Consider the following 23,139-nt stretch of genomic DNA (forward strand, 5'->3'; position numbering starts at 1 on the left):
AAAAGTCTACGGATAAGACAGCCTGTTCGTGTTTTAGTTTACGGAAACCCCACTAGAATGCTCCGTCTGCTTTTTTTGCAAACGCAGCGCAAAAAGGAAAGCAAGGAGTAACAAGCCAGCAGATACATAATAAACAACCCGGACGCCCTGCCATTCAGCAATAGCCCCCATCACCAGGGCAGAAGTGCCAAAAACGAGTAAATCAATCGTCCCCTTTGCTGACAAGACATAGGGCAGTACTGATTCCTCCGTCTCTTGCTGCAAAAGTGTCTGCTTGCTTACATGCACCATTTCCAAAAACGGTCCCAACGCAAACGAAAACAACAGTGCCACCAGAGCGTTCGTACTACCGCCAAAACAAAAGGTAAAAAATCCGACGCCAATCGTACCGCAAATGATCCAACGAAATAAATGACGCCGCATTCGCTCCGCATACATCAATAGCAGCGTCCCACCCGCAATGGCTCCGAGCATGTAACCGGCATTAATATAGCCCCACCATTCTTCCCCTTGTCCAAGCACATCGAGGACAAATGGCAGCATAATCGCGGCGATCCACACACCCCCGGACAAGCCGATCACGACATCCATCGCGACCAGCAGTCGCAGGACAGGTACATCGCGAATGGCTTTCCATCCAGTGAGCCAGTTGGTTGTCGCCCCAGCTGCCTGTTCTTCTCGCAGCTTTTCGCTTGCCGGTGCAATGCCTGTCATCGCGATCGTTGCCACAACATAGGCACCAACCGTTCCCCACAAAACAACACCTGCTCCCAGCCAAGAAACGAGCAATCCCCCTGCGGCCCAGCCAGCAAAATGAACGGTTTGATCCGAGGTAGCAAGCAAACCATTCGCTCGCATGAGGTCTTCTTGTCCGACCAGCTGCGGCACCATAGCATTGCGTGCAGGGTTTGCCCAGCCATCCATAAAGGCGATAGCTGCCCCCAATCCGAACAATAGCCAGATCCACTCTCCCTGCTCTCCTACACCGCTGCTGACAGCTAATGAGGCTACAGCCAACAGTATCGTCTTCAAGCCTTGCGACAGCACGAGCATTCCCGTCAACGACAATCGCTGAAACACTAACGGAGCCAACAAGCTGCTCACAGACTGCGAAGCTACGATGACAACCGGTATGAACGCCGTGTACATGACAGAGCCAGTTGCGGCGTAGATGATCGAAATAAACGCGACAATATAAAATACATCCCCAAGGTTGGCCAATGTCTGACCCGCCCAGAGGCAAATAAAGCGTCGATGCCACATAAAGCACACCCTCCTGTCGGTTCAGGACAGCCTATACGTCCTGATGGAATATGTTATTCACACCGACTCGCCATCACAATGGAGGTGCACCTCTTTTCGCGAAAATTACCTTTTATTCTATTCCAGAATCAGGATGCTGTACAGATTTGTTTCGAAAAAAGCTGTAGTACACCCAGCCTGCGTTAATAAACAAGAAAGCACTCGTCATGTAAAAGACTCCGCTAATGCTTACATAGCCTGCCAAAAAGCCACCAATCATCGGCCCAAGCATGCTACCAATACTGACGAAGCTGTTGTTATAGCCGTATACGCGGCTGACCATATGTACAGGTGTTGCACGTCGCAGCAAAGCATTGACGGATGGAAGCAATCCTCCCAGCGATAATCCTAACAAAAACCGGAGCGCGACCAATTGCCATACCGTATGTACCAGACCTTGTGGAATGAAGATGATTGCGGCAGCCAAAAGCGAGAACAAGAGCACTTTTTGCGAACCGAACCGATCTCCTAAACGCCCCAGCTGTGGGGAGGCAAAGACGTTTGCTACCCCCATGCACGCCTGGACAATACCGGCCCACAGCGCTACCTTTGCTCCCTCTGATCCAACCAATTGCGAAATGTAGATCGGCAACACAGGGATAATGCTAAACAACGCAAACTGGATCATTACGGTTACAAAAAAGAGCGCCGGGAGTTCTTTGGAAGAAAAGATCATCTGAAAGTCTTCGCGTAGACTCGACCGTTCCTTTTTTTCAGGTGGAACAAAATTCTCTTTCACCATAAACGTAATGACCAAGGTCGCCAGTAATAATACGCAACCGGTAATCACAAAAATCATCCGAAAGCCGATCTTCTCCGCGAGAACACCACCAAACAGCGGTCCCATAATCGTTCCGGCTGTAATAAAAGACTGAAGCAGCCCTGTTGCATAGCCAATTCGTTCTTTGGGTACAGAGGATGCTACCAATGCGGTACTGGCAGGGATGATTCCCCCAACAAGTCCATTGAGCAGACGAAGGGCCAAAAGCTGCCACAGACTTCCCGCAAAGCCGGTCAGTGCCATGGTAATAGACATGAAAAACCCCGAGCGCAAAATCATGATCTTGCGCCCGTGCTTATCGGCCAAATTTCCCCAAATAGGCGAGACGAGGCCCGCCGTCAAAAAGTTGGCTCCAAAAATAATCCCCGCCCAAGCCGTGACTTGATGTGGGTCTTCAATTCCGAAATCCTGCTGAATGTAAAGCGGTAAAAAAGGCATGATCATGCTCATCGCCACCATGACGAAAAACAACGATCCACAGAGCACATATAAATTACGGCGCCATATCTCCATCGGACTTCCTCCAATCCCATCTGCTTATCCCAGTTGAAGGTCGGATGTACTTCCTAAATCCTGCACACTCCAGAGGGCATAGTATGCTCCCTTTTTGGCAAGCAATTGCTCATGCGTGCCTTCCTCAACGATTTGTCCCTCTTTCATGACAATGATTTTGTCCGCATGGGTGATCGTTGAGAGTCGATGGGCCACGATCAGCGTAGTTCTTCCTTTTGCCAATCTGGACAAAGACTCCTGAATCGTGTGCTCTGATTCCAAGTCGAGTGCAGACGTCGCCTCATCCAGAATCAGAATACCCGGGTCACGCAGGAAAACACGCGCTATCGCGATTCGCTGCTTTTGCCCGCCAGAGAGCTTTACTCCGCGCTCTCCCAGTTCAGTATGGAAGCCATTCGGTAATTCGCTAATAAAGTCATGAGCATTTGCCGCCTTCGCAGCTTCTTGCACAGCACTGTCATCCGCCTCAGGATTGCCCATTAAAATATTCACTTTTGCTGATTCACTAAACAAAATATTATCTTGCTGTACCATTCCGATGTGATGACGCAAATTTTGCTGCTTCACATCGCGGATATCGATGCCATCAATCGTAATTTTCCCTTCTGTCACGTCCCAAAAACGCGGCAGCAAGCTAATCAGCGAAGACTTTCCTCCGCCTGACATCCCGACAATCGCAACGGTTTCACCAGAAGAGATGCTCAGATTCACATTGTTCAAGACGAGAGGGCCTTCCTCCCGATAACGGAAGGACACGTTCTCAAAGCGGATTTCTCCGCGAATTCGTTTGGTTGCAGGGTCTACAGGCAGCTCCCCCGCGTTTGGCTTGTCGACGATATCGTATGATTCATCGATAAACTCGAACATCCGGTCCATCGAGGCAATTGCCTGAGTCAATACCGTACTGGAATTGGCCAGACGTCGCAGCGGCGTGTACAAGCGCTCCAAATAAGCATAAAACGCTACGAGCGTCCCTACGCTCATGCTCCCGCCAATGACTTGGTAGCCAGCATAGGCAATGACCAAGAGCGGTGCGATATCCGTCACCGTATTGACCACGGCGAAGGTTCGTGCATTCCACCGCGTATGTGCCAGTGCCTTATCCAAAAACTGATTGTTCTCCTTGGCAAATTCCTTGCTCTCCTGCTTTTCTAATGCAAAGCTGCGGATGAGCGACATGCCGTTCACGCGTTCGTACAAATACCCTTGTAAACGCGCCAGTGCAGCAGAACGATCCTTTGTCAATTGACGCAAGCGCTTGTAGAAAAATTTGACGGAGATACTGTACAAAGGGAAAACGATAATCGCGACAATCGTCAGCTCCACGTCCATATAGAGCATAATCCCCATCGTCAGCGTAATCGTAATCAGGTCCAACCAAAGATTCATCAATCCTGTTTCCACGAAGCTTTTCGTGGATTCCACGTCGTTAATAACCCGAGAGATGACCTCACCTGTTTTTGTATTGTTGTAGTAACGCATCGACAGTCGTTGCAAATGAGAAAATAATTGATTGCGAATGTCAAACAAGATGCGACTAGATACCCACTGTGCATAGTATTGCCGGATGTACTCAACAGGAGCGCGAACGATTGTAAATAACAAAAAGGCCCCGAGCATCAGCCAAAATAACTGTTTCAGCTTTTCCTCTTGAGGAAGCGGACTGGGCAGCAGGTCATCAATGACGTATTTGATAAGAAGCGGCAGAGCAAGTGGGATCGCAAACTTAAGAATACCAATAAATATAGTGCCCAATATTTGTTTCCAATAGGGCAGGACATAAGCCAAATAGCGGCGTATGCTCAACCATCATACCTCCTTTGCAAACAAGGAAATCCCTCCCCCGGTCATTCGGGAAAGGGATTATTCCTCATCATCTCGTACTAAAAGATAACGCTCGTACCAACGTTGGACGAAACCGTTTTGAAAAGGGCCACGTCGTGCGCTTACCCAATCCAGCACCTCTCGCAATGCTGTCTGCACTCTTTCCACAACAAATGGAGGATAGTTCATCTGTTTGCTATGTAAAAGAAACTCCTCTTCGTCGAGAATCGAGTACGTCATATCGGGAAATACTTTTACGTCGAGATCATAGTCTATGTAGCTTAGCAATTGTCCCTTCATGCTGAAGGGCGAACCAATGTTGCAATAATAATAAATACCGTCATCACGAATCATGGCAATGGTATTGAACCACTGGCCTCTACCAAATGTACAAATGGCCGGTTCACGCGTACGCCATTCCCGCCCGTCTGCTTCTGTCACCTTGACCCGATCATTTCCCCCAATCACCACCGCATCACTGGTATGAATCAACGTAGATTTGTCCCATATGCGGTGCAGCGAATGGTCGTGTTTATAACTTTCTATGCGGATATTGGAGCCCGGAGCTGGTGACATGACTCTCCCCTTTCTTCTCTTCTCTATTTGAATGGGGACAAGCCTCCTTTAAGAAGAGAGCTTTTTGGAAAGTGTAACATATTTTTGTACTTCATAGCCAAGTGAAAGGTAAAACGGAAGGACTTCCGGATTTGATTGATTGACCATGATCAAGACGTTATTGACACCTCGTTGCTTGAAACGCTTTTCAATTGCTTCAACGAGTTCGCGACCAATACCTGAGCCTTGCATCTCAGGAAGTACAGCCAATCGGTAGAAATAGGCACGAGCGCCGTCAATCGTGCCAACCACGACCCCTACCACTCTGCCTTCAATTTCTGCAACCATTACCAGATCGCTGTCCCAAGCCAAATGCTGGGCCAAATCGTTCAATGACTCTTTGTCCGATTGGTCCAACCCCGTCTCCTGCCAAATACGTGTGATAGCCGAATAGTCACCGAGTCGAAACGGACGAATCAGCATGTGTTGCCTCCTTCGTAACCTTCTTCCTCTATTGTACAACACATGGACAACTTTGTCTTGTGTCGCAACACCACAAAGTCTCCAACTCCATACTCCATCTTCCATAAATAATTATGTCAAAAGAGAAATACCACCGTCTACAATCAATGTTTGTCCGCGAACCATCCACGCTTTGTCGGAGAGCAAGAACATCACAGCATTAGCCAAATCTTCTGGCTCCACAATGCGTCCTGCTGGCGTACGCTCTGCTGAGCTACCGAGCAATTCTTCACGATTCGGGAAATGTTTGAGTGCATCCGTATCCACCGCTCCGCCAGATACAGCGTTTACTACAATATTATGCGGTGCGAGCTCCACTGCCAAATAACGAGTAATCGCTTCTACAGCTGCCTTCGATACGCCAACCGCTGTATAGTTGTCGAGTACGCGAATGGACCCAAGGCTGGACAAGCTCACGATTTTTCCGCCGTTGCCGCCCTTGATCATTAGTTTTGCCGCTTCTTGCGCACAGAACAACAGCGCCTTGCTGTTAATTTCCATGGTCCAGTCCCAATGGCTTTCTTCCAGCTCCATCAGCGGACGCAGTACACCCGATGCCGCATTGTTCACAAAGACATCCAAGCGCCCGAATTCCTGGTCAATTTCTGCAAACAATTCTTTGATTTTTGCTACATCCCCTACATTGGCTTTGATCAGATGGACACGAGCGCCCTTTGCTTCCAGCTCTGCTGCTGCTTCTCTTGCCGCAGTGCGGTTACGCAAATAGTTCAGCACCAGGTCATAACCCTGTTCCGCCAATTGAAGAGCAATCGCTTTTCCGATCCCTCGGGTCCCGCCAGTAACCAGTGCAACTTTTTTCGTTGTATTCATAAAAAGATTACCTCCCAACCTGACCAACTATTAATAGCAGGTACTAATATGTAAAAATCACCTTTTCATTATACAACTCCACCTGCGCTTTTTCTACCTACGGAAAAAATCCAGGCATGACTTGATCCTCTCAACTATAGCCATACTAAGCTCGCGGTATCAGGCAACCACTACCACATAAGGAGGAATGGCAGGGTGTACATAGGTCGGGAATTATCCGAATTAACCATGGTGCCACTAGCTGATTGGGAAATGAATGAGCTGCTTTATTACCATCACAATTTTTCGCAATTGGCAGCTTACCTCAGTGCAGAAGGAGCCTCTCTTCACGTCAAAGTCATCCATGAGCTTGAATCCCGAGGGCCTGTGAATGGAGACAGCGGGGGATGGGATCATTCCTCGTCACCTATTTACGATTAAGTCAAAAGCCCGGCTGCTCGTGATGTAGACACGGCACCGGGCTTATTTTTAGATACGGAATTGGCCGATCTGGTTTTGCAATTCCTCCGCGAGGTGTTCGAGAGAAACGGCTGAGGAAGCGATCTCTTCCATAGAGGCTAGCTGCTCCTGGGCAGCTGCGGATACACTTTGTGTTCCATCAGATGCTTGCAGTGTCACTTCGGAAATATGACCAATGATCTCAACCACTTGCTGTGCCCGCGTGGAGAAATCACGCGTCGCCTCAGATACCTGGCCGATTTTCTCTGCCACTTCATTGACAGCTGATTGAATTTGTTCGAAGGACTGGCCAGCTTCGTTCACTTTTTCAATCCCTTCCGTGACTTCACGCTTGCTCTGATCCATTACTATCACAGCATGGTTTGTCTCTGCTTGAATCCCGGTGATGAGCTGACCAATTTGTTGTGCTGAGCTTGCGGATTGCTCTGCCAGCTTGCGTACCTCATCAGCCACCACAGCAAAGCCTCGTCCATACTCCCCTGCTCGAGCCGCTTCAATTGCTGCATTTAGTGCGAGCAGATTGGTTTGGTTTGCGATGGCAGTGATCACATCCACGATATTTCCGATTTCCTGAGAACGCGTACCCAAATTATCCACGACTTTCGCCAAACCGTGAATTGATTCGCTGGATGCGTTCATTTGCAGCACAGCCGATTGAATGGCTTTGTTTCCGGTCACTGCCAAGTCTGACGATTCCCGAGCTGCGATGAATACGTTTTGTGTATGCTCTGCGATTTGACCGATTCTTGCCGACATTTGTTCAACTGCTGCGTTACCCTCCTGCGTATGGGAGACTTGCTGCTCGGTTCCTTCCGCCATTTCTTGCATGGTCTCTGCGATCTGTTCTGTCGCTTTGCTTGTCTGATCCGCACTTGCAGCGAGCTGCTCTGCCGAAGCAGCCAGCTGCTGGACAGAATCATTCACAGAATGGAGCAAGGAACGAAGAGATTCCGCCATATGATTGAAGGCTTTGCCCAACGTCCCTAACTCATCGTCACTTCGTATATCTACTTGTTGTGTTACATCGCCTTGGCTCATTTTTTCCGCTGCTTCTGTCAACATGCGCAGAGGACGGAGTAAGGAGCGCAAAATCAGGAAAATGACTCCGCCAGCTACCACCAGTGCAGCAATGATAATCACGAGCATCGTGTAAAAAATCGGGTTCGCTGCTTCTGCTGCTTCGCTTTCATACATTACGCCTACCAGCTTCCAGCCCGTATTTTCATTGGTAGTAAACACAGCCTGTACGGGATTTCCCTCGTGATTAAATTGTAGACGTCCGGACTCTTCCGCATAAACAGTATCTGCCCAAGACTCTGCAACTTCAACGCCCGACTCTCCATTTGGATTGACAAGCATCTTGCGGTTTTTATCTAAAATAGCCATATATCCTTGCGTACCAATCTTCGCCTGCTTAACAGTTGTGTCCAGCGCAGTCAGTTGAATATCAATCCCAAAGACACCGGACCGATCAGGCAATGCCATGGCTATTCCCACCACGACTTTGCCCGTAATGGCATCAATGTATGGGTCCACAATAATGCTTTTCCCAGGATGCTTCATGGCTGCTATGTACCACTCTCTTTTTCGCGGGTCGAATCCGTCCGGGAGCTTGGAATCGGTTGCAGTTATCATGCCGCCATTCTGGTCCCCGATATACGCTTCACTCACTTCCGAATTTATAGCGAGAAAGCGCTGCAATTTCTTTTTCGTGTTCATTCTGGTCTCTTCCAGGATGTCATTGCGTACAATATCAGCAGCGATCCACTCCACATTTCTGGACTGCTCCATCAGTGTGTGATTCAAAAGCGCATCTATCAACCGAACATTTTCAGAGGCAGTCGTAAGTAATTCATCTGACAACTCTGACTTGGCACTCTGATAAGAGAGCAACCCGAGCAAAAGCATGGGGAACACTAATATGGTGGAAAATGTAGCGATTAGCTTAGATTTTACAGTAAGTCTGGGTGTTTTCATTCGCTAGCATCACCTTTCTGCGTGTCATGGTTGTCCTATATTGATACCCGCTATATGCCTAATGGTAAACCTTCATTTGCCCACCAAACTGCACATTTGTTTATTATTTATTATCTTTTATTATATTCAGAATATACTTTCTTCTAGAAATAGGTAAAAAATCGCTTTACAACAAGAAAAAAATGCCATATTCTAAGAGTACGTTCCACACACTACTACTACGGAAAGAAAGGAGGCAGCACCATGATGATGATAGCAATGTATCCAAATCCATCTCTTATTGATCGTCTTGTGGTTGTTCCAACTGAATATAGCAGCGCCTCCTGGGTCGACGAATTCCAGTAGTATTCGTACTCTTTAACGTTTCCATTTCGTCTATTACCGACCACAGGCGTTGTTGCTTGTGGTCTTTCTATGCCCTTCAAAACGGCAAGTCCGTTTGTTGATGCCAGAAGACCGCAGGCTTTCGCCCGTGGTCTTTTTATTTCTCACTAATTAACATTTTTAACCTTGAAAGGGGGTGATTGGTAATGGTACTAAACTTTTTGCTTTTCACAGTCAAGATTGAACGCAATAAGGAACAAGCGGAGACACTTTTCGGAGAATCTGCTCGCTGTCGCTATCTCGAAGAACGCGCTGAAGAACATGCTTTTGAAGCTGCACAATTTGTGAGCCGCATTTAATGGACACCACTACTTGACCATAGGAGGGATTTTGGTATGAAAAACAAACAACGGCGTCAGATGATGAGGTTTACAGGAGTCAAAGCGATAGATGGTAGCTGACTGCACCAAACTAACGGGATGGGAGGGATACACTCATGTACATTCCAATGATTTTCTTCACAATCATTATTGAGAAACGGAAATTGACACCAAAGCAAATTGAAGCAAAATACAAGCAACAGCAAACGCTGAAACGCATCGAAGAACAAAAGCATCAGATCGTGACACAATTTCCAGAGTTTTTAATTCGATAAAACGAAACACTTTCACAAAGATCATGTCTGCGGGGGCATGATCTTTTTATTTTCCACTGCTCCCCCCTCTCGCGAAGCTTTATAATGGATTCAGAAGAGAAACGTGGGGAGTGAAATCATGGAGTATCAAATCGTCTTTTTAGACATTGATGGAACACTCGTCAACGAAGAGAAAATCATACCACCAGATACACTCGAAGCCATTCAAGAGCTGCAAAGAAATAAGATCGAGGTCGTCTTAGCAACAGGCAGAGCTCATTATTATTTTGACGAGCTTGCCCAGCAGTGCGGCATCCACTCGTACGTCAGTTGCAATGGCGCATATGTTGTCTATCAGGGAAAAACCATTTATGATCGCCCCATCCCGACCAAAACACTCGATCAATTGCAACAGATCGCGGCCCAGCACGACCATCCCATCGTGTTTCAAGGCAGTACGGCGGGCTTTTCTACCCATAAGCGTCATCCATATTTGGATTGGACCTTTCAGCAATTGAAGCTCGATTCCCCTGATCACAATGCGGACTTCGCCCATTCTGAAAATATTTATCAGGCGCTGTTGTTTACACCAGATGCACACGAACAGCAGTACAAAGAAGAGATTTCCGCTCTCTCGTTTATACGCTGGCATGAATATTGTATGGATGTTTTTGCGAAAGGCGGTTCAAAAGCGCTTGGTATTGAAGCGCTCCTCTCACATATCGGCCTTGCGCCAAGTAAGGCAGTTGCTTTTGGAGATGGTCTAAATGACAAAGAGATGCTCTCTTATGTCGGGATGGGAATTGCGATGGGCAATGCGCATGAAGCTTTGTTGCCGTATGCCAATTACGTGACCCGCCATGTCGATGATGGCGGAATATCTCACGGCTTGCGTCACATCGGTCTGATGAAATAAATAAAAGCTGCCGAGGAATGCTCGACAGCTTTGCCTAATTGTTATTTTTGTCCCAACAGCTCGCGAATTTTTTGATGTGCCATCGGGATGGTGTAAGCATCTAATTCCTCCCAAGCTGCGTATCTTGTATGAGCGGGGAGCTCGTCCCCCTCGATCCAGTCACAGGACCATACCTGCATGTTCCACTGCAAATGTGAGAAGACGTGCTGAACCGTACCTAGCGGCTGTATGACTTCTACATCGATTCCGAATCGTTCACGCAAACCGACTGCAAGTGCCTCCTGCTTGGCAGCATCACTTTCCTGTTCGGTTTCAACAGTAGGGAATTCCCACATGCCGGCGAGAAGCCCTTGATCGGGACGCTTGTTCACCAAGACTTTGCCGTCGCGAATGATAATGCCTACTTGCAGATCTACAGGACGTGGGGGTTTGGCTTTGCCTTTGACCGGCAGCTCTTCTGCCACTCCCTCCTGACGCGCCATACAGTAGTCAAACACCGGACATGTCAAGCATTGCGGAGTGCGCGGCACGCAGACCATCGCTCCTAGCTCCATTAAAGCCTGATTGAAATCTCCCGCTCTTCCCTCTGGAATGACCTGGCGTACGAGATGCTCAATTTTGATTCTCGTAGCAGGCTTGGCGATGTCGTCGGTTAAATACAACAGGCGGGAAAAGACACGCATTACATTTCCATCCACAGCCGGCTCCGCCTTTTCATAGGCAATGCTAAGAATGGCACCTGCTGTATACGGACCGACACCTTTTAGTGTAGCGATTTCTTCTGGTGTATCCGGCACAACTCCTCCATAGCGAACCGTTACCTCGCGGGCTGCGGCTTGAAGATTGCGCGCGCGAGAGTAATAACCGAGTCCCTCCCACGCTTTCAAGACATCTTCCTCGGGCGCTTTCGCTAAATCACTCACCGTCGGAAATTTCCCCATGAAATTCGCATAATAAGGTTTAACGGTCTCTACGCGAGTTTGCTGAAGCATGATCTCCGATACCCAGATGCGATATGGGTCTTTGTTGATCCGCCAAGGCAAATCCCGCTTTTGTGAGTCGTACCAGGCCAGCAAATCCTGTGCAAAGCCAAACACATGAAATTGTTCAGGAAGTGTATATTTTAAGCTTTCTTTTTTTCTTGCCATTTCCGTTCATTCTACTCCTTTTCAACCCAGTTTAAGCGGGACGAAAAGCCCACACATGCAGTTTCGCAGCTCCGCCGGAAATACAGTCGCAAAAGTCCTGGTCTGCCAATCGGTTTGCCTTGATTTCTTCGTATATATGAACAGTCTCAACCTCAAATGTTTCGACAAACAGACCGGGCTGATCCAGGCCCTCCATCAAGCGATACTGATGTGCACCCATCGCTTCCATTCGCCCAGCCATCGAGGTGAGCAATCGCAGAGCGTGACTCTGCTTTTCAGTATCCAGCTTGTATTCAATGAAAACCGTTAGCATGCGACATGTTCCTCCTTTAACAATTCAACGCTTTCATCATACCCTCCCCACCCCGTGCGAACAAGCACACAAATATTTTCAGAACGGGCGGGAATTAACCTTAGGCAAAAGCTATAATAAACAATAAAAGTGGAAGGAAGGGAGGAAGACAACGATTCCATGGATACAGCCACACATTTTGCCATGGGCTTTGGATTGGCCGGGCTCGCCTATCTTGATCCTGTCGTAGCTTCTACTCCGTCACTTGCAGTGGCCGTCATGATTGGAACGGTCATTGGCTCGCAGGCACCTGATTTGGATGGCTTAGTCCGCCTTCGTGGTACCGCTGCCTACATTCGCAACCACCGAGGCGTTTCTCACTCGGTTCCCGCTTTATTTCTCTGGACTGGAGCCATTTTTGTTCTCATCCAGGCCATGATGCCACAGCCCCATTGGCTGCATTTGCTCGGCTGGATATTCCTGGCCGTCTGTTTACACGTATTCGTTGACTTGTTTAATTCCTATGGCACAAAGGGCCTGTACCCGTTTCGCGACAAATGGGTGGCGCTCAACGCCATTTTCATTTTCGATCCGTTCATTTTCGCTGCTCATCTGGTAGGCTTTATGCTATGGGCGGCAGGTGCGCATCCTGGACACGTCTTTTTATGGATATACGTGATCATTGCTGGATACTACTACTGGCGGATTCAGGTGCAAAGGCGAACGACCGAGCTGGTTCGTCAGCGAATCGGCAAAGCTGGAACCTTCACCATCATCCCTACTCTTTCCTGGACGTATTGGACCTTCGTCGCCAAGACAGAGCAGCATTGGTATGTAGGTGAAGTCATTTCGGGGGACGTCGTCGTCTTGGACACCTTCTCCATCAAACCGGAAAATGAGCGGATTGCGGCAGCCAAGAAAAGTTACAAAGTCCAGTCCTTCCTTGCTTTTACCCATCATGTGCATGTAGAAACAAAGGAACGCTCCTTTGGCTATGAGGTCAAATGGATTGATCTGCGCTACCGCTCTCGTTTTCAAGGGAAAAGTCACTACATGTTCGTCGCTGTGGTCTACCTCAATTTTGATCTGACTATCCGCGATTCCTTCGTCGGCTGGATCCATCGCGGTGAAGAACAGCTTACCAAAAAATTAGATTCAAAACGCTCGTAATAAGTCGAGACTACCGCCCCCGCCAGTAGAGGGCGGTTATTTTTTTGTCATCTGACCCGTTCATTTTTACCAAAATTGCACCTGTTCTCCTAGTCAAATACCCATTACGATCAAGAGAACAACGACATACTGGGGGACTCGACATGATACCAATTCGTTATTCCAAGCGTACCATTACTGATCAGGAGCAAATTGACCAGTTTTTGCAAGTGGCAAAGGTCGGCCATCTCGGCTTGTCCAATGAAATCGAGCCGTACATCCTGCCTTTGAATTTTGCTTGGTGGAATGGCTGTATTTATTTTCACGGCGCGGATTCTGGCAGAAAAATCGAGATGATCAATGGTAACAACCGCGTATGCTTCAGTGTTTGCGAGGAGTACGGCACAATCGCCTCGCCTGTGCCTGCCCATATCGATACAGCTTACATGAGTGTGTTTATCGCCGGAACAATTGAACGTGTTTCTGAGCCTGAGGAGATGCGCGAGGCGATGCAATCCATGATCGACAAGTACGTACCCGGCTACTATTCAGAACCGTTGCCCTTGCAGCATGTCATCAAGTATCGTTCTTCGATGGGCAGTACAACCGCCATCTTCCGGATTACGCCTACCGTGCTGACCGCCAAAGGCAATCCACTTTCTGAAGAGAAACAGTTCTATCCAGGCAGAAAAGTCGAGATGGATGTATAGCAACGAAAAAGACACGCTCCTTTTTATAAGAGGCGTGTCTTTTTTTCCTGACTGATCTTTACTTATTATACGGAGCACTCATTCCTGTCGAAATCGCAATTCGGTTCCAGCTGTTGATCGTATTGATCGCCATAATCAAGGCAACGTATTGGTTCTCGTCAAAATGCTCACGGACCTGCTGATAGAGCTCTTCAGAAACACCGTTAGCTGTAATGACCGTGACAGCTTCTGTCAGAGCAAGGACGGCCCGCTCTGCCTCTGTGTAAACCGCAGATTCTCTCCATACACTGAGTAAATAAATGCGTTGCTCTGTCTCACCGAGCTTGCGTGCATCCTGTGTATGCTTATCCATACAAAAAGCGCAGCCGTTGATTTGGGAAGCACGAATTTTGATCAGCTCATTCAGTTTTTTGTCCAAGCCGCTCTCATTCACGAAATTTTCCAGCTTGAGCATGGTTTGAAGCGCCTCAGGATTTGCTGCACGATGATTGAATCTAGCTTGCATGATTCATCTGTCCTCTCCATTCGAATTTGCTTTCAACCTCAAAGACGAGTGAAGCGTCGTTCTTGTGACGAATCATCCATTTTATTTTTGTAAATGGGGAAGCTTATCTGGATTGACCATCATGTACAAGCGTGCAATGCGATCTTGTTCTTCATTCATTGTGATCTGGATGATCATTTTTAGCTGACCTTCGGAGTAGACGGCGATTCCATCTTGGCCGTTGATCGAGCGAATCTGCATGGTAGCATGAGAAGCCCACCTCGGCCATACCCCCATCCAGAAGGCAGTAATCCGCTCATCTGAGAAGATGGGATGCATAGCCGCACGAACTTTCCCGCCACCATCGCTGACAAACACGGCATCTTTTGTCAAAAGTCCGATCAACAACTTCGCATCTGACTGGGAGATGGCCTGCATCAGCTGTTCTACCAAGCTCGAAGTCCGACTCGACTGAGGGACGATCGCCTGATAACCTGCTTCAGCCAGCTTTTTTCTCGCAAGGCTAAACTTCTTACGGCAATTGACTTCGGTCATTTCAAGCATCGCGGCAATTTCGCCGTATTCGTAGTCGAGTGCCGTCCGGAGCACAAAAACGGCACGTAGCGTCGACGGCAGATTCTCCAAGAGAACAAGCAAGCCATACGAGACTGCTTCTTCGGCAATCACAGTTTGCAGGGGATCATTGGTTTCTGAAGCGTCCAGCATCGGCTCTGGCAACCATTCCCCTACGTACTGCTCCCGCTTCCAACGGGCTGATTTTAATAAGTCCAGACAACGATTAGTCACCGCTTTGCACAGATAGCTTTTTACATGGTGAATGTCTTGGATGTCGGTACCTGCCAACGCAAGAAACGTATCCTGAACAATGTCCTCCGCTTCCGTTACCGAGCCTGTCATCCGGTACGCAAGGGAAAACAGTAATGATTTATACTCCCGATAAACATCCTCCATGTGCACTGGCATTATTTCGTATCGCCAAACTGCCAAAGTGTGTGACTGAGACTTCCATAGCGGATGCTCATATGGAGACGCTTCGCTGTACGTTCATTGTCGGCAGCTCCCATAACGTAAACGAGCGGAACAAAATGCTCAGTTCCATATGCGGGAACAGCTTTTTCAGCATGTGGAGCAAGCTCGCGGTAGTTGGCGAGATCCTCGACATTCCAGTCAGTCAATGTTGTTTGCAGCCAGTCTTCGAATTGCTCCGCCCACTCAAAGGGAGTACTATCGGACTCTCTCAGGTTCATATAGGAAAAGTTATGGACGGTTCCGCCACTGCCGAGGATCAGAACGTCTTTTTCGCGGAGCGGACTGAGTGCTTTGCCGATCTGATATTGCTCTGTCACGGTCAGGTTCGGATTAACCGATAGGGCAACAACAGGAATATCTGCTTCCGGATACATATGGCGCAGAATGACCCAATGTCCATGATCAAGTCCGCGTGTCGTGTTGAGAGCAACTGGCACGCCCGCTTCCTGAAGAAGGCGCACTGTTTCCTCCGCTATTTCTCGCTCTCCTTTTGCTGGATACTCAATATCGTACAACTCCTGCGGGAATCCGCCAAAATCGTGAATCGTCGGGAAGATATCCATCGTTCCCACCATTTGCTCAAAAGCTTCCCAGTGAGCCGAAAACATGACGATCGCACGCGGCTTGCGCGGGAGCAGACTCGGCAATTGGTTCAGTGCTTCTGTATAGGCATTGTTTTCTATAGCAAGTAACGGGGCACCATGTGCAATGAAAAAAGACGGCATCATTTGTGTACACTCTCCTCTATACTTTTTAAATCTAGTTACTTTTAGTAAGTATTATATCTCATAATCATCGCAGTTACAAGTGTATCCATAATCGATGCCGTTTCTTTTCTCTGAACAAAAAAGGCTTGCCGCTCCTAAAGAACGACAAGCCTTATGGCTAGTAAAGTTACTATTACTTCGTTGCTGCGAAACGCTTGCTAACTTCATCCCAGTTTACAACGTTCCAGAACGCACCGATGTAGTCAGGGCGTTTGTTTTGGTAGTTCAGGTAGTAAGCATGCTCCCAAACATCCAGACCAAGGATAGGTGTTTTCCCTTCCATGATTGGGCTGTCTTGGTTAGGAGTAGAGCTGATTGCTACTTTTCCGCCTTCTGCAGTCAACCAAGCCCATCCAGAACCGAAACGAGTAGTAGCTGCTTTTGCGAATTCTGCTTTGAAGTTGTCAAAGCTTCCGAAAGCCGCGTTGATTGCGTCAGCCAGTTCACCAGTTGGTGCGCCGCCGCCATTCGGGCTCATGATTTCCCAGAACAGTGTGTGGTTAGCATGGCCTCCACCGTTGTTGCGAACAGCAGTGCGGATAGACTCAGGCAGAGCATCCAGATTGCTGATCAGCTCTTCAATGCTTTTACCTTGCAGATCAGCGTGTGCTTCCAGAGCTGCATTCAGGTTGTTAACATAAGTAGCATGGTGGCGTCCGTGATGGATCTCCATGGTTTGCGCGTCGATATGTGGTTCCAAAGCGTTGTGTGCATAAGGCAATGCAGGAAGTTGATGTGCCATTGTAACATTCCTCCTCAAATTATGTAGGTCAAGCTTACGACTTCATTATACTGTAAGCCAAACAGTTTTTCAACAAATCGGTATGCAAAGTATATTAATCTATTTATTATTTCAAAGATTTCTATCTTGCAAACGAAAAGGAGCGTGCTAGACTTGGATTATTACAAACGAAGAGAATCAGGTGATTACTAGTGGAAATGGACTTATCAACGATCGTACTTCTCGCCGTCTTTGGATTCATTGCAGCATTCATCGACAGTACTGTTGGTGGAGGTGGACTCATCTCTCTCCCTGCTCTGCTCGGTCTAGGAATGCCACCGTACCTTGCTCTTGGCACGAATAAGTTGGCTGGCACGATTTCATCTGCCACCAGCTCCTACACCTTTATCAAGAACGGCAAATTTGACAAGAAGCTCATGCTGATCTTATTTCCCGTCTCCTTGATCGGCGCCTATTTCGGAGCGAAAACAGTTCTGTTCGTTCCTCAGGAGTTTTTGAAGATCCTTGTCGTTATTATGATGGCACTCATTTTTGTTTACACCCTTTTTAACAAACGATTCGGTCAAGATTCCAATTACAAAGGGCTGACCAAATTTACGCTCGGCATCGGGATTCCTTTTACCTTTTTAATCGGATTTTACGATGGATTTTTCGGGCCGGGAACCGGTTCGTTTTTTGTTTTTCTGATGGTGCTTTTGTTTGGCTATGATTTTGTGATTGCAGCTGGCAATGGCCGAATATTGAATCTAGCCAGTAACATTTCTGCGCTTTTTGTCTTCACAATGGAGGGCAAGGTCGTCTTCATGACTGGGCTCATCATGGGGATTGCGATGCTGTTGGGTGCGAACCTTGGTGCCAAAATGGCCATCAAAACGGGAGTACGTTATGTCCGTCCGTTGTTCTTGGTCGTATCCATTACCTTGATTGTGAAGATGGTGTATGAGTTGATTTTTACTAGTTAATTTAAAAAGGCGTAAAGCCTTGTACGTTACTGTAGTGGTGGGGAGGAAGCAGGAGAAAACGCTCAGCTTCTAGGGCCACCCCCTGTGAGACCCTCTGCACGACTCCATGCAAAAAGCGAAACCGCGTCCAAAGTAGTCCATTCAGGAAGTTTTTCAGAGGTGGACGCTTAAGAGCGTGTTTCGCTTTTTGCATTCCGTCTTGGTCGGTGTCCCTAAGATCTTCGCTTATTTCTCCTGTTTCCTCTACGAGCTTTCCGTGTAATACGATTTTTAAATGCCCTAAAGATTGAAGAATGTAATCAGCTACGCCAGAGAAGAATATTTCCAGACGTAGCGACTTGTGGAGTCCTACCAAGCGGAGAAGGGATTCGCGGGCAAAAGAAACGCAACGTGCTCGCGCTACGTAGCGGCTACCACTTTTGCGTTTCCCCGCGAATCCCTTCGGAGCGGACAGTCCCAGCCCTCAGCAGGACGGAGCCTGGAGCCTAGACTGGAAATATTCTTCTCCCCACTACAGCCATAAGCACGTGATGAGTCAGCCTGCAAACATCTACAGGCTGACTTTTTTATGTCTGGCTTAACAAAAGAGTCTCTTAGTTAGCCCCGGCTGTTACAGCTTTTGCCTGATGATCACGCACCGCCTGATTGCTCGCCGCCATAAACGCCTGCGCGACCGCCATCAGTACATCTCGATGCTCGGAAACTCCTTTAAAATGGCTTCCGTTGGCGCTGACCGTCACGATCGCTTCGCCTGTCGCATGCTCTCCCGACGACAATGAATACAGCTCCATGTCTGTAAACTCCACGTCGAACGGCAGTGCCTGCTTGATGCCTGCCACCAATGCCTCGACAGGTCCTTCGCCGGTGCCAGAGTATGCTTGTTCTTCTCCTGTCACATTGTTCGTAATGGTGCAAGAAGCCATACGACTTCCGGAGGTGCCGGTGAGCACTTGCGCATTGACCAGTGTGAACGGCTCCAGTACAGCATTCACGGTATGTCCTACCAACTCAAGCAACTGATGATCTTGGACAACTTTTTGCTTGTCAGCCAGCTCTTTAAATTGAACGTACAGTGTCTCCATCTGTTCGTCGGTCAGCTTTATCCCGAACTCGTTTACGCGGTGCTTAATGGCATGGCGACCAGAGTGTTTTCCGAGAATGATCATGTTGCGAGGCACGCCCAAGCTCTCCGGGTCCATGATTTCGTAGGTGCTACGCTCTTTTAAGAGACCGTCCTGATGAATTCCCGCTTCGTGCTGAAAGGCATTGCGACCGACAATTGGTTTGTTGAAAGCAATCGGGAAGCTCATGGCACGGGATACTTTTTGTGAAGTGGTGTAGATGTGCTCTGGTCTGATGCCAGTCTCGGCATCCAGTGCTTCTTTGCGCGTCTCAATTGCCATCACCAGCTCTTCCAAGGAGCAGTTCCCTGCTCGATCACCGACCCCGTTGACCGTTACCTCGACTTGGGTGACCCCAGCACGGATCGCTGCCAAACTGTTTGCAACTGCGAGTCCCAGGTCATTATGGCAATGTGCGCTAAACTCTACCTTGTCGCTGCCTCGGACATTTTTCATGACACGAGTGAACATGGCCCCATACTCTTCTGGAAGTGCGTACCCAACCGTATCGGGGATGTTGATAATGGTTGCTCCTTCTTCGATCGCTGCCTCGATCATCTCAAACAGGAACTCATCACCTGTACGAGTCGCATCCATCGGAGAAAATTCGATCCGGTCTACAAACTGTTTGCCGTACGCAATCATCTCGCGTGCGATCTTAATCACTTGCTCTCTCGACTTGCGGAGTTGGAAATCTAGATGAATGCTGGAGGATGACAGGAACATGTGGAGTCTACGGCGCTCTGCCGCTTGTGTAGCACGAACGGCTGCATCGATGTCCTCTTTCACCGCACGAGCAAAGCCACAGATTTCCACACCGTGCACCTCTTGCGAAATACGTTGCACCGCCATGAAGTCACCAGGACTGGAGATCGGGAAGCCTGGTTCTATGACATCCACGCCGAGGTCTGCCAAATGCTTCGCTATCACAATTTTTTGTTCTGGAGAAAGAGACGCTCCTGGTGCTTGCTCTCCGTCACGCAGTGTCGTATCGAAAATATGAATTCGTTTTGTCATGGGTATTGCCTCCTTAATTTTCAGTTATTTTCCCAATAAAAAAACCCGCCGTCTCCCAATACAAGAGACGACAGGCTTTTGGCTGCCGCGGTACCACTCTCGTTGATCCCCTCTTTTTTCAAAAGAGAATCCACCTCGCTGTCCCGATGACGTGGGACGATCCGTCAAGGTCTACTGTTTGTTTTCAACCTTGCCGCTCCCGGGTGAGATTCGAGCATTTCCTGACTGCGTCGCACCTACCCGCAGCTCTCTGGACAAGAAATTCGCTTTACTAGCTCCCGTTCTTCGCGTTTGCTCTATGTCGTTGTGAAAATCAAAAAGGCCTGCCGTCTCTATCGAAGAGACGACAGACCTTGTCTATCGCGGTACCACTCTCGTTGACCCCAGCTACTCGCCAGAAGTCCACCTCATGTACTGATCCTAGTCGATCAGCACAACCCGATCACGGAGGTTAACCGTCAGAACTTACTGTACGATGCAGCGCTACATCTTGTTCAGTCCTGCCGCTCCCGGGCGAGCTTCACTGGCTTCTCTGACTGCGTTGCACCACCCCGCAGCTCTCTAAACAGATCAGTCCACTTACTGTTCCCGTTCTTCGCGTTATTGTTAGTATTGTTTGAAATTTTATTCGGTTTATATCTGGTTGTCAATAATTAATTGAATCCTCTCACCGAGCTGCGGCCGAACTGTCTGTAATAAAGGCAGGAAAGACTCAGTATCACGAGCACTAAGGCGGAGTAAATATTGCTATAGACGGACGCTTCTGGATAGCTATTGAGCAGATTCCAGCTCACAGCAGCTCCTTCATCAATCGTTTTGCCGAACAAGGTAGCTGCAAGTGCACCCGCTATAAAGTTCAGCATTGCCAACATTCCCATACCGACCCCGATCTGTTCCTTTGGTAGCGACTGTGAGATTGCGTTTGACATCGAAATCATCATAAATGCTAATCCGACATTGCCAAAAATCAGAAAAACGGCAATGAGGAACGGGGATACTCCCGCAAAGGAAGAGAAGAGGACAAAGCTGCTCAAAAGTAACACAGACGCTGAGTAAAATAAATACGAATTCCCTTTCTTATCTGCAAGAATCCCAGCCTTTTTCCCCAAGAACGCAGTCACAATCGCTCCCGGTACCATGACAAAGCCAATGAGCCCCGGTGCCAGATGATTCACATCGGCCAGCAACTGTGGACTAAGAAAAGTGAATGAATAGCCACTCCCTATCATCAGAAAGGCAATGACCAGCCCAAGCGAATAGCTTTTACTCCGGAATAAGCCAGGGCGAACAAAAGGTTCTGCGGTCGTCCAAATTCTTACCAAAAACAGAAGGAATGAAAGGATACACCCCAGTGCAAGCAACAAGCTCTGATTCGTAATAGCCAGCAAAAGCAATGCAATCGTTACTGCGAGAAGCCCACCGCCGATCCAGTCCATTCTGACAGCTTCCCGCTCCTCCTCCTCCAAATACTTGCGGAAAAAAGGAACGGCAAAAAGCGTGAACAACGGCATACAGAACAGCCATCTCCAATCGAGCAGACTGACTAGCAAAGAAGAAAGAACGGGACCTAATGCGCTACCGATTGCCATCCCGGTCATGGAGATCCCTAGAGCTCGTCCCCTACTTTCTGAGGGAAAATAACGCACCGGAATAATGGAAGACGTCGCCGGAACAACTGCAGCTCCTGCTGCCTGCACAATTCTGCCCAAAAGCACCATGCCATAATTATCAGCGAAAAATCCGATAACGGAGCCGATGGCAAATAGAATCAATCCGAATGTAAGCAAGTGTTTGAGCTTGTAGGAATCGGCTAGCTTGCCGTACAGCACGGTTCCAACCGCATAGATTAACAAAAAGGCAGACGTCACCCAGCTTACTTGGCTAAAGGATAAATGAAATTCTGTCCTGATTTGCGGTAACACGATATTAAACATCGTTGCACTCATCACCGTAATCATGAGAGTAAACACGAGTACGCGAAGAACTTTTTCAGCAGATTGTTGTTGTGGCTCAGTTTGCATATTGGAAAGACACCTCTCGTTATCACCGATTTCTTCCCGGGAAGGTGATTGTTTGCCTTGCTTGTTGTAGTTTATAATGATTTTTAAATAAACGAAAATATATCTTTTGATATGCAGTTGATATACCTGAGTATATGGAGTTGAATCAAATGGAATTGTTGCAATTGCACTATTTCCGAACAGTGGCTAAGTGGCAGCATATGACGAAAGCAGCCCAAGAGCTGCGGATTGCTCAGCCTGCTCTCAGCAAAACCATTGCTCGATTGGAAGAGGATGTCGGGGTTCCGTTATTTGACCGCGAGCGAGGACGTATTCGGCTGAATACATTTGGGAAGGCGTATCTGGAGCGTGTAGATAAAGCACTGAACTTGTTAGAGGAAGGTCAAAAAGTCGTATCGGATCTGGCCGGAATGGAACATGGTCGTATTCATCTGGCAACGTCGACCTTGGATCTATTATCAGAACCGCTGGGCAAGTTTCTCGCACTCCATCCCGATGTACATTTCCAGATCACACAAGCCACCATTGAAGAAATGGCAACTCTCCTGGAGTCAGGCGAAGTGGATATTTGCTTCACTCATTTGCCGATCAGGGTCCCGGATATTTTGACAACACCCGTATTAAAAGAAGATATTCACGTAGCTGTCCCCCGTACACATCGCTTAGCCAAGCAAACCAGTATTCGACTAAGCGAGCTGGCTGAAGAATCCTTTATCGGCTACAGGGAGGACTTTCCCATCCAAATGCTGTACGATCAGTTCTTTCAAAAAGCAGGGATTACCCCCAAATTCGCTTGTCGGGTAGATGATCCTGGGTCTATTCAAAAGCTGGTTCGGGCAGGTCTTGGCATCGCCCTCTATGGCTGTATCAATCGAGAGGAAGACCCTCACCTTGTCATGGTTCCGATCAAAAACCCGATCTGCCAGCGACATTTTCAAATGATTCGGCATGAAAAAAGATATCTCTCCCTGGCAGCACGCAAATTCTGTGATTTTATCATCCAGTATTTTGCTGAGTCTCTTGATAAATAATCCCCTT

Annotated in this window: 23 protein-coding genes and 2 other annotated features; of the genes, 8 read left to right on the forward strand and 15 right to left on the reverse strand. The window is 48.1% G+C overall.

Annotated features, from left to right (window positions below):
* Positions 1-33: 33 nt before the first annotated feature.
* The 6 genes from E8L90_RS17770 to fabL all read right to left on the reverse strand — a co-directional run bounded on the left by E8L90_RS17770 (position 34) and on the right by fabL (position 6,328).
* Entirely contained in the window at positions 34-1,263 is a 1,230-nt protein-coding gene (locus tag E8L90_RS17770; RefSeq protein ID WP_137030591.1) for an MFS transporter, read from the reverse strand.
* Between the two features lie 112 nt (positions 1,264-1,375).
* Positions 1,376-2,596, reverse strand: a complete 1,221-nt coding sequence (locus tag E8L90_RS17775) for an MFS transporter (RefSeq protein ID WP_137030592.1) — start codon at positions 2,594-2,596, stop codon at positions 1,376-1,378.
* A 24-nt stretch (positions 2,597-2,620) separates the two neighbouring features.
* The gene (locus E8L90_RS17780; RefSeq protein ID WP_137030593.1) at positions 2,621-4,402 is read right to left on the reverse strand and encodes an ABC transporter ATP-binding protein; all 1,782 of its coding nucleotides are present in this window, start codon (positions 4,400-4,402) and stop codon (positions 2,621-2,623) included.
* Between the two features lie 57 nt (positions 4,403-4,459).
* Positions 4,460-4,996, reverse strand: a complete 537-nt coding sequence (locus tag E8L90_RS17785; RefSeq protein WP_012684764.1) for a DUF402 domain-containing protein — start codon at positions 4,994-4,996, stop codon at positions 4,460-4,462.
* Between the two features lie 48 nt (positions 4,997-5,044).
* Positions 5,045-5,458, reverse strand: a complete 414-nt coding sequence (locus tag E8L90_RS17790) for a GNAT family N-acetyltransferase (protein ID WP_016742780.1) — start codon at positions 5,456-5,458, stop codon at positions 5,045-5,047.
* Positions 5,459-5,569: 111 nt separating this feature from the next.
* A complete protein-coding gene (gene fabL / locus E8L90_RS17795; RefSeq protein ID WP_012684763.1) occupies positions 5,570-6,328 on the reverse strand; it encodes an enoyl-[acyl-carrier-protein] reductase FabL in 759 nt (252 codons plus the stop codon).
* Between the two features lie 195 nt (positions 6,329-6,523).
* Between fabL and E8L90_RS17800 the strand changes: the two genes are divergently transcribed.
* Positions 6,524-6,748 carry a hypothetical protein gene (locus E8L90_RS17800; RefSeq protein WP_012684762.1) on the forward strand — a complete coding sequence of 75 codons (225 nt, stop codon included), beginning with the start codon at positions 6,524-6,526 and terminating at the stop codon, positions 6,746-6,748.
* 48 nt (positions 6,749-6,796) lie between these two features.
* Here E8L90_RS17800 and E8L90_RS17805 read toward each other — a convergent pair whose 3' ends face one another.
* A complete protein-coding gene (locus tag E8L90_RS17805) occupies positions 6,797-8,764 on the reverse strand; it encodes a methyl-accepting chemotaxis protein (protein ID WP_137030594.1) in 1,968 nt (655 codons plus the stop codon).
* 530 nt (positions 8,765-9,294) lie between these two features.
* Between E8L90_RS17805 and E8L90_RS30330 the strand changes: the two genes are divergently transcribed.
* The 3 genes from E8L90_RS30330 (at position 9,295) to E8L90_RS17815 (ending at position 10,638) form a co-directional block, all read left to right on the forward strand.
* On the forward strand, positions 9,295-9,447 hold the full coding sequence (locus E8L90_RS30330) for a hypothetical protein (protein WP_167497609.1): 153 nt from the start codon (positions 9,295-9,297) through the stop codon (positions 9,445-9,447).
* 137 nt (positions 9,448-9,584) lie between these two features.
* Entirely contained in the window at positions 9,585-9,743 is a 159-nt protein-coding gene (locus E8L90_RS17810) for a YrzI family protein (protein WP_137030595.1), read from the forward strand.
* 118 nt (positions 9,744-9,861) lie between these two features.
* Positions 9,862-10,638 carry a Cof-type HAD-IIB family hydrolase gene (locus E8L90_RS17815; RefSeq protein WP_137030596.1) on the forward strand — a complete coding sequence of 259 codons (777 nt, stop codon included), beginning with the start codon at positions 9,862-9,864 and terminating at the stop codon, positions 10,636-10,638.
* Positions 10,639-10,679: 41 nt separating this feature from the next.
* On the opposite strand, the gene mutY is transcribed toward E8L90_RS17815, so the two are convergent.
* Complete coding sequence (mutY, locus tag E8L90_RS17820) at positions 10,680-11,786, reverse strand: A/G-specific adenine glycosylase (RefSeq protein WP_137030597.1); 1,107 nt, start codon at positions 11,784-11,786, stop codon at positions 10,680-10,682.
* A 31-nt stretch (positions 11,787-11,817) separates the two neighbouring features.
* Entirely contained in the window at positions 11,818-12,099 is a 282-nt protein-coding gene (locus E8L90_RS17825) for an MFS transporter (protein WP_137030598.1), read from the reverse strand.
* Between the two features lie 159 nt (positions 12,100-12,258).
* Between E8L90_RS17825 and E8L90_RS17830 the strand changes: the two genes are divergently transcribed.
* Both E8L90_RS17830 and E8L90_RS17835 read left to right on the forward strand, forming a co-directional pair.
* On the forward strand, positions 12,259-13,248 hold the full coding sequence (locus E8L90_RS17830; protein WP_137030599.1) for a metal-dependent hydrolase: 990 nt from the start codon (positions 12,259-12,261) through the stop codon (positions 13,246-13,248).
* 143 nt (positions 13,249-13,391) lie between these two features.
* Positions 13,392-13,937, forward strand: coding sequence for a pyridoxamine 5'-phosphate oxidase family protein (locus tag E8L90_RS17835; protein WP_137030600.1), 546 nt, complete (start codon positions 13,392-13,394; stop codon positions 13,935-13,937).
* Positions 13,938-13,995: 58 nt separating this feature from the next.
* Here the strand turns inward: E8L90_RS17835 and E8L90_RS17840 are convergent, their stop codons facing one another.
* The 4 genes from E8L90_RS17840 to E8L90_RS17855 form a co-directional block, all read right to left on the reverse strand.
* A complete protein-coding gene (locus tag E8L90_RS17840) occupies positions 13,996-14,442 on the reverse strand; it encodes a carboxymuconolactone decarboxylase family protein (RefSeq protein WP_137030601.1) in 447 nt (148 codons plus the stop codon).
* Between the two features lie 81 nt (positions 14,443-14,523).
* Positions 14,524-15,405, reverse strand: a complete 882-nt coding sequence (gene sigJ, locus E8L90_RS17845; RefSeq protein ID WP_137030602.1) for an RNA polymerase sigma factor SigJ — start codon at positions 15,403-15,405, stop codon at positions 14,524-14,526.
* A complete protein-coding gene (locus E8L90_RS17850) occupies positions 15,405-16,199 on the reverse strand; it encodes a dioxygenase family protein (protein WP_137030603.1) in 795 nt (264 codons plus the stop codon). The genes sigJ and E8L90_RS17850 overlap by 1 nt, the downstream gene beginning before the upstream one ends.
* A 172-nt stretch (positions 16,200-16,371) precedes the next feature.
* Positions 16,372-16,980 (reverse strand): superoxide dismutase, encoded by a 609-nt coding sequence (locus E8L90_RS17855; protein ID WP_137030604.1) that lies wholly within the window; start codon positions 16,978-16,980, stop codon positions 16,372-16,374.
* A 191-nt stretch (positions 16,981-17,171) separates the two neighbouring features.
* Here E8L90_RS17855 and E8L90_RS17860 point away from each other — a divergent pair, with 191 nt between their 5' ends.
* Entirely contained in the window at positions 17,172-17,942 is a 771-nt protein-coding gene (locus E8L90_RS17860; protein WP_137030605.1) for a sulfite exporter TauE/SafE family protein, read from the forward strand.
* A 593-nt stretch (positions 17,943-18,535) separates the two neighbouring features.
* On the opposite strand, the gene E8L90_RS17870 is transcribed toward E8L90_RS17860, so the two are convergent.
* Positions 18,536-20,080, reverse strand: a complete 1,545-nt coding sequence (locus E8L90_RS17870; protein ID WP_137030607.1) for a 2-isopropylmalate synthase — start codon at positions 20,078-20,080, stop codon at positions 18,536-18,538.
* Between the two features lie 60 nt (positions 20,081-20,140).
* Positions 20,141-20,375 (reverse strand) — a binding site (T-box leader).
* 41 nt (positions 20,376-20,416) lie between these two features.
* Positions 20,417-20,685 (reverse strand) — a binding site (T-box leader).
* Positions 20,686-20,733: 48 nt separating this feature from the next.
* Complete coding sequence (locus E8L90_RS17875; RefSeq protein ID WP_137030608.1) at positions 20,734-22,101, reverse strand: MFS transporter; 1,368 nt, start codon at positions 22,099-22,101, stop codon at positions 20,734-20,736.
* A gap of 149 nt (positions 22,102-22,250) precedes the next feature.
* On the opposite strand from E8L90_RS17875, the gene E8L90_RS17880 reads away from it, so the two are divergent.
* Complete coding sequence (locus tag E8L90_RS17880) at positions 22,251-23,132, forward strand: LysR family transcriptional regulator (RefSeq protein ID WP_137030609.1); 882 nt, start codon at positions 22,251-22,253, stop codon at positions 23,130-23,132.
* The last annotated feature ends 7 nt before the right edge of the window (positions 23,133-23,139 follow it).

Origin of the sequence: Brevibacillus antibioticus, assembly GCF_005217615.1 — a bacterium.
GTDB classification, from domain to species: domain Bacteria; phylum Bacillota; class Bacilli; order Brevibacillales; family Brevibacillaceae; genus Brevibacillus; species Brevibacillus antibioticus.

Bases quoted from the DNA above. Each gene is read 5' to 3' on its own strand.
- E8L90_RS17770 (WP_137030591.1), bottom strand. From the start codon at position 1,263: ATGTGGCATCGACGCTTTATTTGCCTCTGGGCGGGTCAGACATTGGCC.
- E8L90_RS17775 (WP_137030592.1), bottom strand. From the start codon at position 2,596: ATGGAGATATGGCGCCGTAATTTATATGTGCTCTGTGGATCGTTGTTT.
- E8L90_RS17785 (WP_012684764.1), bottom strand. From the start codon at position 4,996: ATGTCACCAGCTCCGGGCTCCAATATCCGCATAGAAAGTTATAAACAC.
- E8L90_RS17790 (WP_016742780.1), bottom strand. From the start codon at position 5,458: ATGCTGATTCGTCCGTTTCGACTCGGTGACTATTCGGCTATCACACGT.
- fabL (WP_012684763.1), bottom strand. From the start codon at position 6,328: ATGAATACAACGAAAAAAGTTGCACTGGTTACTGGCGGGACCCGAGGG.
- E8L90_RS17805 (WP_137030594.1), bottom strand. From the start codon at position 8,764: ATGAAAACACCCAGACTTACTGTAAAATCTAAGCTAATCGCTACATTT.
- E8L90_RS30330 (WP_167497609.1), top strand. From the start codon at position 9,295: ATGGTACTAAACTTTTTGCTTTTCACAGTCAAGATTGAACGCAATAAG.
- E8L90_RS17810 (WP_137030595.1), top strand. From the start codon at position 9,585: ATGTACATTCCAATGATTTTCTTCACAATCATTATTGAGAAACGGAAA.
- E8L90_RS17815 (WP_137030596.1), top strand. From the start codon at position 9,862: ATGGAGTATCAAATCGTCTTTTTAGACATTGATGGAACACTCGTCAAC.
- mutY (WP_137030597.1), bottom strand. From the start codon at position 11,786: ATGGCAAGAAAAAAAGAAAGCTTAAAATATACACTTCCTGAACAATTT.
- E8L90_RS17825 (WP_137030598.1), bottom strand. From the start codon at position 12,099: ATGCTAACGGTTTTCATTGAATACAAGCTGGATACTGAAAAGCAGAGT.
- E8L90_RS17830 (WP_137030599.1), top strand. From the start codon at position 12,259: ATGGATACAGCCACACATTTTGCCATGGGCTTTGGATTGGCCGGGCTC.
- E8L90_RS17835 (WP_137030600.1), top strand. From the start codon at position 13,392: ATGATACCAATTCGTTATTCCAAGCGTACCATTACTGATCAGGAGCAA.
- E8L90_RS17840 (WP_137030601.1), bottom strand. From the start codon at position 14,442: ATGCAAGCTAGATTCAATCATCGTGCAGCAAATCCTGAGGCGCTTCAA.
- sigJ (WP_137030602.1), bottom strand. From the start codon at position 15,405: ATGCCAGTGCACATGGAGGATGTTTATCGGGAGTATAAATCATTACTG.
- E8L90_RS17850 (WP_137030603.1), bottom strand. From the start codon at position 16,199: ATGATGCCGTCTTTTTTCATTGCACATGGTGCCCCGTTACTTGCTATA.
- E8L90_RS17855 (WP_137030604.1), bottom strand. From the start codon at position 16,980: ATGGCACATCAACTTCCTGCATTGCCTTATGCACACAACGCTTTGGAA.
- E8L90_RS17870 (WP_137030607.1), bottom strand. From the start codon at position 20,080: ATGACAAAACGAATTCATATTTTCGATACGACACTGCGTGACGGAGAG.
- E8L90_RS17875 (WP_137030608.1), bottom strand. From the start codon at position 22,101: ATGCAAACTGAGCCACAACAACAATCTGCTGAAAAAGTTCTTCGCGTA.
- E8L90_RS17880 (WP_137030609.1), top strand. From the start codon at position 22,251: ATGGAATTGTTGCAATTGCACTATTTCCGAACAGTGGCTAAGTGGCAG.